We start from the raw sequence: 14,197 nt of genomic DNA on the forward strand, positions 1-14,197 counted from the left end.
GAGGAAGTTTTTAAATGATAGCAACTAGTAATCTAAGTATGAGATTTTCTGGTAGAAAGCTTTTCGAGGATGTAAACGTTAAATTTACCCCTGGAAACTGTTATGGACTTATTGGAGCTAACGGTGCTGGAAAATCAACATTTGTAAAAATACTTTCAGGGGATTTAGATCCTACTGAGGGAGAAGTAATCTTTGATAAAAATAAAAGAATGGCTGTTCTTAAACAGGATCACTTTGCTCATGATGATGAGTCAGTTATAAACGTTGTTTTAATGGGACATACAAAGCTTTGGAAAATAATCGAAGAGAGAAATGAAATTTATGCTAAAACTGAATTCTCTGATGAAGATGGTATGAGAGCTGCTGAACTTGAAGGAGAGTTTGCTGAATTAAATGGATGGGAAGCTGAAACTGAAGCTGAGATGCTTTTAACAGGTCTTGGAATAACAGCTGACTTACACTATAAACTCATGAGAGAATTAAGTGAGCCTGATAAAGTTAAAGTTTTACTAGCTCAAGCTTTATTTGGAAATCCTGATGTTCTATTACTTGACGAGCCTACAAACGGACTTGATATCCAAGCTATAGCTTGGCTTGAGGAGTTTTTAATGAATTTAGAAGATACTACTGTTATTGTTGTATCTCACGATAGACACTTCTTAAACAAAGTTTGTACTCACATAGCTGATATCGACTATGGAAAAGTTAAGATGTATGTTGGAAACTACGACTTCTGGTATGAGTCTAACCAATTAATGCAAACATTAATAAATAACAAAAATAAAAAATTAGATCAAAAGAGACAGGAACTTCAAGAGTTCATTGCTAGATTCAGTGCTAACGCATCTAAATCAAAACAAGCAACTTCTAGAAAGAAACAACTTGAGAAATTACAACTTGAAGATATGCAAATATCTAATAGAAAGTATCCATTTGTTGAATTCAAACCTGAAAGAGATGCTGGAAACAATCTTCTTAAAGTTGAAAATCTTACAAAAGTTATCGACGGAGTTAAGATTTTAGATAACGTATCGTTTACAATAAATACAAATGATAAAGTTGTATTCATTTCTCAAAACGATATTGTTAAAACAACTTTATTCTCTATATTATCTGGTGAAATAGAAGCAGATAGTGGAACTTATACATGGGGAGTTACAACTACTCAAGCATATATGCCTAAAGATAACTCTGCATTCTTTGAGAACTGTGATCTAGATTTAATTGATTGGTTAAGACAATATTCTCCTGATCAGCATGACGCTTTTGTTAGAGGATTCTTAGGAAGAATGTTATTCTCTGGAGAAGAAGCTACTAAAAAGGCTAAAGTTCTTTCTGGAGGAGAAAAAGTTAGATGTATGTTATCAAGAATGATGCTTACTAATGCAAATGTTTTAATCTTTGATAACCCTACTGACCACTTAGACCTTGAGTCAATCACATCTCTTAACAAAGCTTTAACTAATTTTAAAGGAACTATATTATTTGGAGCTCATGACCATGAGTTTATCCAAACTGTAGCTAATAGAATAATTGAAATAACTCCAAGTGGAATTATTGATAAATTAATGGAATATGACGATTATATCGCTGATGAAGAGTTACAAGCTAAAATTAAAGATATGTACAACGTATAATTAACAAATATAAAAAGCAGAGGTCTTCCTCTGCTTTTATTTCAATTAAGGGGGCTTTTATGTTAGAACTTTTTCTTACTTTTTTTAAGATTGGAATGTTTACCTTTGGAGGTGGATATGCCATGATTCCACTTATAGAACAAGAGATTATTTATGGAAAAAAGTGGATTGATAAAGATGAACTTCTTGAAATAATCTCTATTTCACAAATGACACCTGGTCCTATTGCTATTAATGCAGCTACTTTTATTGGAAAAAAACGTATGGGTGTTTTAGGTTCTATTGCTGCTACTTTAGGAGTTGTTGGTCCTTCTCTTTTAGTTATAATTATAATCTCTGCATTTTTTGCTAAAAGTTTTTTAAATCCTACAATGCAAAAATTATTTATTGGTCTAAGAGCAGGAATTGCAGCACTTATTTTATCCTCTGTTATTAAACTTTCCAAAAATACTTTAGTTGATAAATTAAGTTACTCTATATTTTTTATATCTCTATTAAGTCTAGTTCTGTTTAATGTATCACCTATATTCTTAATTCTATTTTTTGGAATTGGTTGTATTATATTTTTTACTATTAAGGGGGACAGATGATATACTTCACGCTTTTTTATGAATTTTTTAAAATAGGACTTTTCTCTTTTGGAGGAGGTTTGGCAATGCTTCCTCTTATGCAAGAAGTAGTTTTTAGACAAAATTGGCTAACAGAACAACAATTTTTAGATATTATTGCAATATCTCAAGTCACACCTGGTCCTATTGCCATTAATACAGCAACTTTTGTTGGACATCAGGTTGCTGGAGTTCCAGGAGCTTTTGTAGCTACTTTTAGTTCTGCATTACCCTCTTTTATCGTTATCCTAATTGTCGCTAGCATTTTTTATAAAATAAAAGACAATCCTAAAAAAGACCTATTTTTTAAAGGAGTAAAACCAGTTACCCTAGCTCTTATATCTTTTGCTGGAATAATTATCGCTAAACCAACTTTTTTTGTAAGCAATTACTCTCAAGGAATCAAAGCAACTTTTATTTTTCTTATTGTTTTTTTAGGAACTAAGTATTTTTCTAAAATTAATCCTATAATTATTTTATTATTAACATCCTTACTAGGTATTTTTATTTTTTAAATATATCTAATTTAACATCTTAGGAGGCCTCATGTTTTTTATTTATTTTATTACTGCCATTTGTGCTACAACTTTAGGATCTTTAGCTGGACTTGGTGGGGGAGTAATTATTAAGCCTGTTCTTGATGCTTTAGGACATTATAATCTTGCTACAGTAGGAGTCCTATCTTCTGTTACAGTTTTTTCTATGGCACTTGTAGCTACTATCAAGCAATTTAAATCTGGATTTAAAGCTGACTTTGATACAATTATTTTAGCTATTGGATCTATTCTAGGTGGAGGTATTGGAAAAAAAGCTTTTGATATCTTTTTAACTCTTTTTAAAAATGAAAGTTTTGGAAAAGGAATTCAGGCTTTAATTTTAATAGCACTTTTAAGTTTAGTTTTGTTTAAAGATTATCTCCCAAAATATAAAATTAAAAATATTTTTATTATATTTTTAGTTGGACTTTTTCTCGGTGGAATCGCATCATTTCTTGGTATTGGAGGTGGACCAATCAATGTAGCCATTTTAGTCATGCTCTTTGCTTTTCCTACTAGAAACGCTGCTATTAGCTCTGTATTTATAATTTTGTTATCTCAATTTTCAAAATTGTTTTTAATAGCTGTTGGAAATGGATTTTCTACTTATAATCTAGAAATGTTACCTTTAATGGTTACAGGTGGTATTCTTGGAGGACTTATTGGAGCAAAACTTAATCATCGATTATCAAATGAATATATTGAAAAAATATTCAATACTTCCATTATTTTTATAATATTATTAAATATTTTTAATGTTTATAAAGCTTTTAATTGATACTCTATAAAACAGATGAAGATAGAGCTAAAAAAATCTCTATCTTCATTTATAAATTTTTTTTATTTTTTCTTCTAATTTCAAAGGGATTTTATATTCATCTTCACTTATTTTTTGAAGAGTATAGTATGGTTTATTTTTATAATTTTTTCTTTCCCTTTCCTCTTGATAAACCTCTTCCTCAATATCATTTTCAAACTCTATATAATCACCTATATATTTATTTATAAGTCCTTTTATTTTTTTATTTTTCATATTGGAATTTTCTATTTCAGTCTGATTTCTCCACTTATGATTATCCTTATCATAAACTGCAATATATGGTATCCTATACGCATTTAAAATTTTTATAAATTGTGGGATAATACTTTTGCTTCCGCACTCTACTATTGAATAACTGTAGTTATAAACTCCCAATTTTTTAGCTAAGTAAGATAATGCTATCTTATCTGTTTGCCCTTCAACTAATATTACTTTTTTGGCAAAAAACATCTCTCCTCTATCAGGATTTATCCAATAGTTCATATTGAAATTTTTTATTTCATCACCATTTAAAAGTTTTCCAGTATATTGATAAACTTTTATGTCATTTTTTATTTTTTTTATCAAACAAATTGATTTATACTGCTTTAACCCTACAAAATAACTTGAATGAGTTTCCATAACTATTTGAACCCCTATTTCTGATAATTTAATTAATAAAGAATACATCTCTCTGCTTCTTTGAGGGCTTAAATGCAATTCAGGTTCTTCAAATATTAAAAAAAGATTATCTAGTCTTCCATTTAAATTATTTTTATAGTATTCAACATCCTCTAAAATATTTTTAAAAAAACTAAATAGTACCTTTCTTTGTAAACTTTGAGATAAAAAATTATCTTTTAAATATTGTATTTTACTTTCAAGTTCTCTTACAATTTTACTTTCATTATTTTCTAAAATAAATATATCTCTTATTTGACATAAGGCGTCATAGACTCCTACATCTTTAGATGTAATTATTATTCCATTTATTGCCAAAAGTTTATTTTTAACCTCATCCTCTGTTAATTCTTTTTCTTTTCCACGATTGAAAATAAAATATCTATTCTCTTCTCCCAATTTTTTTAATAATTTAAAAGTACAAAAACCAAAGCTTTTTTCAAAATATTTTATTTTTATTTCTATATCCATATTCTCATTCTTAAAATCACTACTTTGAATCTCATATTTCCCTAAAATTGCTGACAAACTTTTTAAAATACTAGTCTTTCCCTTATTAGATTCACCAATTAATATCAATAATTTTTCAAATTCAATATTCAAATAGGTAATATTCTGCCAATTTTTTATGCTTAATCTTTTTATCTCCATTTTTTCACCTACTTTTATTTTGGTAATTGCACCCTTTTAACTTTCATAGAATATCCTAAGACTCCCCAAGGATCAATTGATCCTTTTAAACTTAACGTATTATCATCAATCACTTTAGCTGAACCATAATATTTTTTTCCATTCCAAGAATCATATATCCAACCATCTGTTAATGAAGTTGCTTGTTTATTTAACTTCAATCCTCCAACAACTTGCAAACCTATAACTTTCCTATTTCTTAAACTTGAATTAGGATTTTTTCTATCGATCTGCTCTATCCCCTCCATAGGATCACCTTTTGGATACGTTAAATCTTTTAACCACCTTACGTATCCTACGTACTCCTTATCTACTTTCTCAATCTCAATTATCACTTTTCCATCTGGCATCTCCCAGTATCCAACATATAAATCTTTAGAAAAAAGTTGACTAACTATTATTAAAAATAAAATTATAAAATATTTTTTCACCCTTCCTCCTTAATCTAAAATAGAGACATACTCTTTTAAACCTCTCAATTCAAAAAGTTTTTTCAAAACTTTTTTAGCCTCTTTCTTATTAATTGGAAACTCATTATCTTCTAAAATTTTAAACCCATTATATGCATTTTCCGATATTTTTTTTAAATATTCTTCTCTTACAACTTTTTCATCTTTCTCACTATAAAGTAATGCTGATCTTAAAAGATTTATTTTTCCACTCTGTTCATCTTCTTCTATATCAAAAAAATCATCCAATGCTTGTAAAGCCATCCCTATCTCAAATATTCCATTTGAATACTCTTTTAACTTTTTATTCTCTTCAATTACCAGTGGTGCTTCTAAACTTATCTTTAATAGCTCCCCCCCTATTCCACTGTGTATTTTTTCTAAAATATATTTCTCAGTTGGATATTCTAAATACTGAGATTTATCTCTTAAACTTTCACTCATAGCAATAAGATATATTTTATCAAATATTTTTTTTACCGCTATATCTTTTCCCTCACTTAATTCTAAACATTCTTTTGTTAAAAAATTTTGACAAGTCAACATTATTAAACTATTTGATACCATCTTATTTTTTAAACTTTTTATAAAAATTAAACCTTTATCTTCATTATCTATAATATTATCTGTAGATGTTACTATCTGTCTTAAATATGTTATTATTTTACTATAACTTACAATATGTTTTTTTGAAATTTTACTCTCTAAAAGAATCGATATTATTAATAGTGTAAAAAAATTCTTTTTAAATGACTCCTTAAAATTTATATTTTTAAAATCTATTTCTAGCTCTTTTGTAAACTTAAAATTTTTCAAATCATTTTCAATCTCATTTTGTGCTTTTCCTAGAATTTTAAAGGCATTCATTAATAATTTGCCAAGTAAAATATGATTTTTCATAATGCCCTCCTATGTTTTCAGTATTTACAAATACTATAATACTAATTACTTTTTATTTGTATTTTTCTTTTATTTTTTGTTAAAAAAAGTGGAGTTAAAAAACTCCACTATTCATTAAATGTTATATAATTTTTTCATTCTCTCTATTCTAGCTAAAGTTCTATCTCTACCAATGATAGAAACTAGGTTGTAAAGATCTGCTCCTTTTGGAAGTCCAGTTAGTACTGCTCTTAAAGGCATGTATACTTTTCCTGGTCCCTCTCCAACTTCGTCTAAAGTTTCTTTTAATAACTCTTTAGCTCTATCAATAGAAATAGCTTCATCACATGCTGCTATTTTCTCTTGGAATAAGTTTATTGATTTCTTTCCAGTTTCATCTTGAATAACTGTATAAAGTCTTTCAATTCCTTTTACTTCTTTTTTATCTGTTTCCTCAGTTACAACTGGTAAAGTGTACTCATCTTTAAAGTAAACTTCTGATTGATCCACTATTTCCTTTATTGTTTGAGCTCCCTCTCTTAAAATATCAACTACTCTAGATAAAGTGTCAAACTCTTTCTCTGTTAACTCTTCACCAATTAATCCTGCATTTCTAAAGAATGGAACAGCTAACTCTGTTAACTCTTTTAAATCTTTCATTCTCATATGTTGATTATTTACCCAACCTAATTTAACTAAGTCAAATACAGGTCCTCCTAAAGATACCTTATCTATGTCAAAGTTATCTTTAAACTCTTGAAGTGTAAATATCTCTTTATTTTCTCCAAACGAATATCCCATTAATCCTAAGAAGTTTACGATACCCTCTTTTAAATATCCCTCTTCTTTATACCAATTTAATGATACTGGATTTTTTCTCTTAGATATCTTTGTTCTGTCTGAGTTTCTAAGAAGTGGCATATGTATAAATTCTGGCTCTTGCCATCCAAATGCTTTATATAATTGAATATGTTTTGGTGTAGATGCAATCCACTCTTCAGCTCTAATTACATGAGTAATATTCATTAAGTAATCATCTACAACATTTGCTAAGTGATAAGTTGGGAATCCATCGCCTTTTAATAAAACTTGATCATCAATTTTATTATTTTCAAAAACGATATCTCCTCTTAATCTATCTTTTATTATTGTTTCTCCCTCATAAGGCATTTTAAGTCTAATTACATACTCTTCACCAGCTGCTAATTTCGCTTCAATTTCCTCTTTAGAAAGAGATCTACAATGACCATCATATCCAGGAGCTTTTCCCATAGCCTTTTGTCTTTCTCTTAACTTCTCTAATCTATCTTGAGTGCAGAAGCAGTAATATGCTTCTCCATTTTCAACTAATTTATGTGCGTATTCTCCATATAAGTGAAATCTCTCTGATTGTCTATAAGGCCCTACTGGTCCTCCAACATCTGGACCTTCTGCATAATCTAATCCTAGCCATTTTAAAGCATCAAATATCATCTGCTCTGAACCATCTGTGTATCTATTTTGGTCAGTATCCTCTATTCTTAATATAAAGTCTCCACCATTTTTATAAGCAAAAGCTAAGTTGAATAACGCAATGTACGCTGTTCCTACGTGTGGATCTCCTGTTGGAGAAGGTGCGATTCTTGTTCTTACTCTTCTTTCCATTATAATCTCTCCCTTTTTTGCAATTTGTACCCTATATTATAATCTATATAGATAATAATTTCAAGATTACTTACTAGTTTTTATTTTTTGACCATCTCAAATACCCATTTATAAAGTCATCAATATCTCCATCCATAACAGCTCTTATGTTTCCTGACTCCACTCCTGTTCTATGATCCTTTACCATTGTATAAGGTTGGAATACATATGATCTAATTTGATTTCCCCAACCTATATCACTTTGTTCTCCTTGAATTTTTTTCAGCTCTTCCTCTTTTTTCTTCATCTCAATCTCTAAAAGTTTCGATTTTAAAAGTTTCATAGCTGTTTCTCTATTACTTAGCTGAGATCTTTCTCTTTGACAAGTTACAACTACTCCTGTTGGAATGTGAGTTATTCTAACTGCTGAGTCAGTCATATTTACGTGTTGACCTCCAGCTCCTGAAGCTCTGTATGTATCTATTCTTAAATCTCCCGAATCTATTGTTATCTCCACTGTATCATCAACTTCTGGCATTATATCAACAGATGCAAATGATGTATGTCTCTTTTTATTGGCATCAAAAGGAGATATTCTTACAAGTCTATGAACTCCTTTTTCCCCTTTTAAATATCCATATGCTCTCGTTCCTTCAACTAAAAGAGTAATTGATTTTATTCCTACAGAATCTCCTGCCATATAATCCATCTCTGTAACTTTAAACCCTCTAGTGTTAAACCATCTCATATACATTCTATAAAGCATATCAGCCCAGTCACAAGCTTCTGTTCCTCCTGCTCCTGAGTGAATTGTAACTATAGCATTATTACTATCATACTCTCCATCTAAAAGCATCTTAGTGTCAAAGTTATCAATCATATGCATAAGTTTACTATGTTTTTCCTCTAACTCATCAGCGAAATCCTCTTCTCCCATAGAGACAAAGTCTATTAAAACTTCCTCATCAAAAAACATATTCTCTATAGCCTCAAACTCTTTTACAACATCTTTTTCTTCATTCATCTCTTTTATTATTTTTCCACTAGTAAGTTTATCATTCCAAAACCCATCCTCTAGTGTTTTTTTCTCTAAAGTGGCAATTTTTTCTCTTCTACCATCTAAGTCAAAGAGACCCCCTTATAGCATCTATTTGATTTTTAAACTGGTTATATTCTCTTTTTAATTCTAAAATATCCATTAAAAACTCCTCCTAATATTTACTTTAAATTTAATAATAACTTTTCTAACTCCTCTAGTGTTTTGTATGAATAGTATTTCTCATTTATTTTTAAAGCCCTTCCTTTTCCGCATCTACCCAAACAGTGTCTTTCATCTATTGGAAAATCAACTTTTGATTTTAACTCTATCAATTTCTCTTTCAACCCAGGCTGATTACAGTTTCTTCCTGTACAAATTTGAACATAATTTTTTGTTCTTGCATTTTGTAACTTAGGATAAAACTTTATTGTACTCTCAAGTGAGAAAAGAAAAATATCCATTTTCTTAGCTATATGATTTAAAACTTCATCTGATAAATACCCTAACTCATCTACAGCAAACGATAAAACTTTGTAATCATTTTTTTTATCCTCTAAGTTTTCTATATACTCATCTAACTCTTTATAAAACTCTTTCATATTACCTCTCTCCTTCAATTATTATAGCAACAGCTGTTGCATACTCTTTACAATGAGATATTGATATATCTACTACGAACTTGTCATTTTTATCTTCTAAATTCCCCTTTAAAGTTACCTCAGGCTTTCCTAAAGAGTTATTCAAAATCTCTATATCCACAAGATTAAACCCCCTCACTCCAGTTCCTAAAGCTTTAGATATAGCTTCTTTAGCCGAAAATCTTCCTGCATAACTTTCAACTTTATTTCCCTTTTCTTCTATTTGAGCTATCTCTTTTGATGTAAAAACTCTCTCTTTAAAACCATTTTTTTCGATAGCTTTTGATATTCTTTCTATTTCTACAATATCATTTCCTATTCCTACAAATTTCATAGCCATATTCTAACCTATTCTATATAGCTTTTTAGCATTTTCTGTAGTTATTTTTGTAACATCTTCAACGCTAATCTCTTTTATTTCAGCTATTTTCTTTGCTACATACTCAACATAAATAGGTTCATTTCTTTTTCCTCTAAAAGGTTCTGGAGTTAAATATGGACAATCAGTTTCAATAACTATTCTATCCAACGGAATATCTTTTACAACTTCAACTGCTTTTTTGCTATTTTTAAAAGTTAAAGTTCCTCCAATTCCTAAGTAAAATCTATCAACTAATTGTTTTGCTGTTTCTAAAGATCCTGGATAACAGTGAATAACTCCAGTTATGTTTGGATACTCTTTTAAAATATTAACAGTATCTTCCATAGCATCTCTTGTATGAATAACAACTGGTTTATTTAATCTTTCTGCAAGTTCTAGTTGTCTTTTGAATCTCTCTTGTTGAACCTCTTTAGGTTCTGTCATCCAATGATAATCTAATCCTATTTCACCAATAGCTACAACCTTTGGATTTTTTCCTAAAAGTTCAAGTTCTTTTTCAACCTCTTCACTATACTCAGCTATATCAATTGGATGAACTCCTATTACAGCGTATATAAAATCGTATTCTTTGGCTAACTCTAAGCTTTTTTTAGAACTAGCTAAGTCATATCCTATATTTACACAAAACTCTAAATTTTCTTTTATTCTTTCTATTACTTCTAATCTATCTTCATCGAATTTTTCATTGTCTAAATGACAATGTGTATCCACTAATTTCATAACTTCACCTCTTTTGAATTTTCAAAAAACTTTTAATATATTTTATCACAATAACAATATATTTTCCAGATTCTACTACACTCTATTTTATATTTATGTTTTTTTATAAGAAAAGTAAAGATTTTGTTGTTCTATTTTCAAAAAAATGATAAAATAATAAATAGACTTATAAAGAAAAAGGAGAGTATTTTACATGGAACCAATTTTAATTTTTGGACATAGAAATCCAGATACAGATTCAATCTGTTCAGCTATTTCATTAGCTAGACTAAAAGAATTAAAAGGAGAATCTGCTCAAGCTTGTAGATTAGGAAACATTAGTAAGGAAACTGAATTTGTTTTAAAAAGCTTTAATATAGATGCACCAAAACTACTTTCAACAGTAAGTGCTCAAATATCAGATTTAACTCGTGTTGAGAAGAGAACTGTTAATCATAAAGATTCATTGAAAAGAGCTTTAGAAATAATGACAGAAGAAAACTTCTCTAGTTTACCTGTTGTAAATAGTAAAAATCATTTAAGAGGAATGATTCATGTTTCAGATATCGCTAATGCTTACTTAAACATTGATTATTCTGAATTATTCTCAAAATATTATACAACTTATGAAAATTTAAAAGATGTTTTAGAAGGAGAAGTTATCAGTGGAGAATATCCATGTGGTAAAATAGAAGCAAGTTTAAAAGGTGTAAGTGAATATAGAAACATCGTAGCTGGTGATATTGTGATTACTACAACCCTACTTGACTCTATCGATGATTTAATTGATTTAGGTGTTAATATGATTATTCTTTGTTGTGATAAAGATGACGTTATTTTACCTAGAGATTCTAAAACTCCTATTTTAAGAGTTAATAAATCTTTATTTAAAACAATACCATTAATATCTCAATCAGTTTCAATTTTATCAATAATGAATCATGAAAAATTCTACTCATTCTCTACAGATGATTATTTAATTGATATTAAAGATATTATGAAAGAATCTACACAAACAAACTTCCCAGTTGTTGATAAAAATGGAGAAGTTTATGGTACTATAAGAACAAAAAACTTAATAAACTTTACTAGAAAAAATGTTGTTTTAGTTGATCATAATGAAGCTGCCCAATCAGTTGCTGGTTTAAAAGATGCTAAAATAATACAAGTTGTTGATCACCACAAGTTCGGAAACTTTGAAACGAACGAACCTGTTAAAATAAATGCTGAAACTGTTGGATGTACTTGTACAATTATTTATGGTTTATATAAAGAAGCTGGTATTGTACCACCAAAAGAGATTGCTGGCTTAATGTTAAGTGCTATTCTATCGGATACACTACTATTTAAATCGCCTACTTGTACAGAAAAAGATATACAAGTTGTAAAAGAACTAGCTGTTATATCTGGTATAGAAAACTATGAGGCTTTCGGTATGAATATGCTTATTGCAGGTACATCTCTTTCTGATAAAACTCCTGAAGAGATTTTAACTATGGATCAAAAAGAGTTCTCTATGAATGGTGTAAAGTTAGCTATTTCTCAAGTTAATACTGTTGATGTTAAAGGTGTATTAGATCAACAAGCCTCTCTTGAAAAAGCAATGGCTGAAACAAATGCTAAAAATGATTATCAATTATCTGTACTAGTTATTACAGATATCGTTAAAGCTGGATCTATGCTACTTGTTGTTGGTGAACCAACGCTTGTTGAAAGAGGATTCCATACAACTTTAACTAATAATACTGCATGGGTTGATGGTGTTGTATCTAGAAAGAAACAAGTTGTTCCTTTCTTAATGGCTGCTTCTCAAGGAGTGTGATTTTAAATGTTTCTACCTACTACAATGGAAGAGGTTAAAAAATTAGGTTGGGACTCTTTAGATATAATACTTGTATCTGGGGATACCTATTTAGATACCTCTTATAATGGTACTGCTATTATTGGTAAATGGCTAGTTAAGAATGGTTTTAAAGTAGGAGTAATCGCTCAACCAGATATTAATTCTGATAAGGATATAACTAGATTAGGAACTCCCAATTTATATTGGGCAGTTTCCGCTGGTTGTGTAGATTCAATGGTTGCCAACTATACTGCTGTTAAAAAAAGAAGAAAAAGTGACGACTTTACTCCAGGTGGAATTAATAATAAAAGACCTGATAGAGCTACTATTCAGTATACTAACCTAATTCGTCGTTTCTTTAAAAATAGTCCTGTTCCCATTGTGTTAGGGGGAATAGAGGCTAGTCTTAGAAGAGTTGTTCACTATGACTACTGGAGCAACTCATTAAGACGTCCTATTATTTTTGATGCTAAAGCTGATATTCTTTCATATGGTATGGGAGAAAAGTCTATGCTTGAATTAGCTAATGCATTAAAAAATAGAACAGACTGGAAAAATATTAGAGGTATAGGATACATTTCTAAAGAACCTAAAGAGGAATATTTAGCTCTTCCTAGTTTTGAGGAGTGTGTTGAAAAGAAAGAAAACTTTGTAAAAGCTTTCGAACTTTTCTATCATAATTGTGATCCTATAACTGCTAAGGGAATTTATCAAAAAAATGCTGATAGATACTTTATTCAAAATCCTCCTTGTGAAAATTTTACTTCTCAAGAGATGGATGATATTTATGGATTAGATTTTGAAAGAGATGTTCATCCTTATTATAAAAAAGATGGACACGTTAAAGCTCTAGACACTATAAAACACTCTGTTACTACACATAGAGGATGTTACGGAGAGTGTAACTTCTGTGCAATTGCTGTTCATCAAGGACGAACAGTTATTTCTAGAAGTGAAGACTCTATAGTTAAAGAGGTTACAAATATAGCTAATTCAAAAGGATTTAAAGGAAATATATCTGATGTAGGTGGTCCTACAGCTAATATGTATGGTCTTGAATGTACTAAGAAATTAAATCATGGAGCTTGTTCTCATAAGAGATGTCTTTACCCTGAAACTTGCCCAGCTTTAAAACTTGATCATTCTAGACAAATCTCTCTTCTGAAAAAGCTGAAGTCAATAGACAAAATTAAAAAAATATTTATTGCATCTGGAATTAGATATGATATGATTTTAGATGATAATAAATCTGGTGATAGATATCTTGAAGAACTTATCAAAGACCATATTTCAGGACAGATGAAAATTGCTCCTGAGCACACAGAGGATAAAATTCTTTCTCTTATGGGAAAACAGGGAAAAAGTATTTTAAAAGAGTTTAAAAATCGTTTTTATGAGTTGAATAAAAAACATGATAAAAAACAATTTTTAACTTATTATTTAATTGCTGCTCACCCAGGGTGTAACGAAAAAGATATGTTAGATTTAAAAAGATTCGCATCCTCTGAACTAAAAATAAGTCCAGAGCAGGTACAAATTTTTACTCCTACTCCATCAACTTATTCTACACTTATGTATTATACTGAAATGAATCCACTTAACAATAAAAAAATATTTGTTGAAAAGGATAACGGTAAAAAGCAAAAACAAAAAGATATTATCACTCAAACAAATAAAACTAGGAGGTATTAAAA

The 14,197-nt window shown here is 29.4% G+C and carries 14 protein-coding genes; 6 read left to right on the forward strand and 8 right to left on the reverse strand.

The window, feature by feature from the left end; translation table 11 throughout:
• Nucleotides 1–14 precede the first annotated feature (14 nt).
• Genes ACRC8M_RS03400 through ACRC8M_RS03415 form a run of 4 tightly spaced genes read left to right on the forward strand, consistent with a single transcriptional unit; the run spans nt 15 to nt 3,559 of the window.
• Nucleotides 15–1,637, forward strand: a complete 1,623-nt coding sequence (locus ACRC8M_RS03400; protein ID WP_438527861.1) for an ABC-F family ATP-binding cassette domain-containing protein — start codon at nt 15–17, stop codon at nt 1,635–1,637.
• A gap of 59 nt (nt 1,638–1,696) precedes the next feature.
• Nucleotides 1,697–2,227: a chromate transporter gene (locus ACRC8M_RS03405; protein WP_438527862.1), complete on the forward strand. Its 531-nt coding sequence runs from the start codon at nt 1,697–1,699 to the stop codon at nt 2,225–2,227.
• On the forward strand, nt 2,224–2,760 hold the full coding sequence (locus tag ACRC8M_RS03410) for a chromate transporter (protein WP_438527863.1): 537 nt from the start codon (nt 2,224–2,226) through the stop codon (nt 2,758–2,760). The genes ACRC8M_RS03405 and ACRC8M_RS03410 overlap by 4 nt, the downstream gene beginning before the upstream one ends.
• 31 nt (nt 2,761–2,791) lie before the next feature.
• A complete protein-coding gene (locus tag ACRC8M_RS03415; RefSeq protein WP_438527864.1) occupies nt 2,792–3,559 on the forward strand; it encodes a TSUP family transporter in 768 nt (255 codons plus the stop codon).
• 45 nt (nt 3,560–3,604) lie between these two features.
• Here the strand turns inward: ACRC8M_RS03415 and ACRC8M_RS03420 are convergent, their stop codons facing one another.
• From ACRC8M_RS03420 to ACRC8M_RS03455, 8 genes are all read right to left on the reverse strand, one after another.
• A complete protein-coding gene (locus tag ACRC8M_RS03420) occupies nt 3,605–4,912 on the reverse strand; it encodes an ATP-dependent nuclease (protein ID WP_438527865.1) in 1,308 nt (435 codons plus the stop codon).
• A 14-nt stretch (nt 4,913–4,926) separates the two neighbouring features.
• Nucleotides 4,927–5,382, reverse strand: coding sequence for a DUF2147 domain-containing protein (locus ACRC8M_RS03425; protein WP_438527866.1), 456 nt, complete (start codon nt 5,380–5,382; stop codon nt 4,927–4,929).
• 9 nt (nt 5,383–5,391) lie between these two features.
• Complete coding sequence (locus ACRC8M_RS03430) at nt 5,392–6,300, reverse strand: hypothetical protein (protein WP_438527867.1); 909 nt, start codon at nt 6,298–6,300, stop codon at nt 5,392–5,394.
• A 114-nt stretch (nt 6,301–6,414) separates the two neighbouring features.
• The gene (gltX, locus tag ACRC8M_RS03435) at nt 6,415–7,923 is read right to left on the reverse strand and encodes a glutamate--tRNA ligase (protein ID WP_438527868.1); all 1,509 of its coding nucleotides are present in this window, start codon (nt 7,921–7,923) and stop codon (nt 6,415–6,417) included.
• A 73-nt stretch (nt 7,924–7,996) separates the two neighbouring features.
• Nucleotides 7,997–9,101, reverse strand: a protein-coding gene (prfB, locus tag ACRC8M_RS03440) for a peptide chain release factor 2 (protein ID WP_438527869.1) whose coding sequence is annotated in 2 segments (ribosomal slippage) — nt 7,997–9,028 and nt 9,030–9,101 — 1,104 coding nt in all. Because the reading frame shifts where the segments join, the coding sequence is not laid out codon by codon here.
• A gap of 19 nt (nt 9,102–9,120) precedes the next feature.
• Nucleotides 9,121–9,540 (reverse strand): NAD(P)H-dependent oxidoreductase subunit E, encoded by a 420-nt coding sequence (locus ACRC8M_RS03445; protein WP_438527870.1) that lies wholly within the window; start codon nt 9,538–9,540, stop codon nt 9,121–9,123.
• Between the two features lies 1 nt (nt 9,541).
• Complete coding sequence (gene acpS / locus ACRC8M_RS03450; protein ID WP_438527889.1) at nt 9,542–9,913, reverse strand: holo-ACP synthase; 372 nt, start codon at nt 9,911–9,913, stop codon at nt 9,542–9,544.
• A 9-nt stretch (nt 9,914–9,922) separates the two neighbouring features.
• Nucleotides 9,923–10,681 carry a TatD family hydrolase gene (locus ACRC8M_RS03455; protein WP_438527871.1) on the reverse strand — a complete coding sequence of 253 codons (759 nt, stop codon included), beginning with the start codon at nt 10,679–10,681 and terminating at the stop codon, nt 9,923–9,925.
• Nucleotides 10,682–10,874: 193 nt separating this feature from the next.
• Here ACRC8M_RS03455 and ACRC8M_RS03460 point away from each other — a divergent pair, with 193 nt between their 5' ends.
• Together ACRC8M_RS03460 and ACRC8M_RS03465 are read left to right on the forward strand one after the other, a co-directional pair.
• On the forward strand, nt 10,875–12,482 hold the full coding sequence (locus ACRC8M_RS03460; RefSeq protein WP_438527872.1) for a putative manganese-dependent inorganic diphosphatase: 1,608 nt from the start codon (nt 10,875–10,877) through the stop codon (nt 12,480–12,482).
• 6 nt (nt 12,483–12,488) lie between these two features.
• Complete coding sequence (locus ACRC8M_RS03465; RefSeq protein WP_438527873.1) at nt 12,489–14,195, forward strand: YgiQ family radical SAM protein; 1,707 nt, start codon at nt 12,489–12,491, stop codon at nt 14,193–14,195.
• The last annotated feature ends 2 nt before the right edge of the window (nt 14,196–14,197 follow it).

The organism is Cetobacterium sp. (assembly GCF_051653945.1).
Lineage (GTDB): Bacteria > Fusobacteriota > Fusobacteriia > Fusobacteriales > Fusobacteriaceae > Cetobacterium_A.

What these genes read in the sequence shown, in the direction of transcription:
- ACRC8M_RS03400 (WP_438527861.1), top strand. Translation starts at nt 15, where the DNA reads ATGATAGCAACTAGTAATCTAAGTATGAGATTTTCTGGTAGAAAGCTT.
- ACRC8M_RS03405 (WP_438527862.1), top strand. Translation starts at nt 1,697, where the DNA reads ATGTTAGAACTTTTTCTTACTTTTTTTAAGATTGGAATGTTTACCTTT.
- ACRC8M_RS03410 (WP_438527863.1), top strand. Translation starts at nt 2,224, where the DNA reads ATGATATACTTCACGCTTTTTTATGAATTTTTTAAAATAGGACTTTTC.
- ACRC8M_RS03415 (WP_438527864.1), top strand. Translation starts at nt 2,792, where the DNA reads ATGTTTTTTATTTATTTTATTACTGCCATTTGTGCTACAACTTTAGGA.
- ACRC8M_RS03420 (WP_438527865.1), bottom strand. Translation starts at nt 4,912, where the DNA reads ATGGAGATAAAAAGATTAAGCATAAAAAATTGGCAGAATATTACCTAT.
- ACRC8M_RS03430 (WP_438527867.1), bottom strand. Translation starts at nt 6,300, where the DNA reads ATGAAAAATCATATTTTACTTGGCAAATTATTAATGAATGCCTTTAAA.
- gltX (WP_438527868.1), bottom strand. Translation starts at nt 7,923, where the DNA reads ATGGAAAGAAGAGTAAGAACAAGAATCGCACCTTCTCCAACAGGAGAT.
- ACRC8M_RS03445 (WP_438527870.1), bottom strand. Translation starts at nt 9,540, where the DNA reads ATGAAAGAGTTTTATAAAGAGTTAGATGAGTATATAGAAAACTTAGAG.
- acpS (WP_438527889.1), bottom strand. Translation starts at nt 9,913, where the DNA reads ATGAAATTTGTAGGAATAGGAAATGATATTGTAGAAATAGAAAGAATA.
- ACRC8M_RS03455 (WP_438527871.1), bottom strand. Translation starts at nt 10,681, where the DNA reads ATGAAATTAGTGGATACACATTGTCATTTAGACAATGAAAAATTCGAT.
- ACRC8M_RS03460 (WP_438527872.1), top strand. Translation starts at nt 10,875, where the DNA reads ATGGAACCAATTTTAATTTTTGGACATAGAAATCCAGATACAGATTCA.
- ACRC8M_RS03465 (WP_438527873.1), top strand. Translation starts at nt 12,489, where the DNA reads ATGTTTCTACCTACTACAATGGAAGAGGTTAAAAAATTAGGTTGGGAC.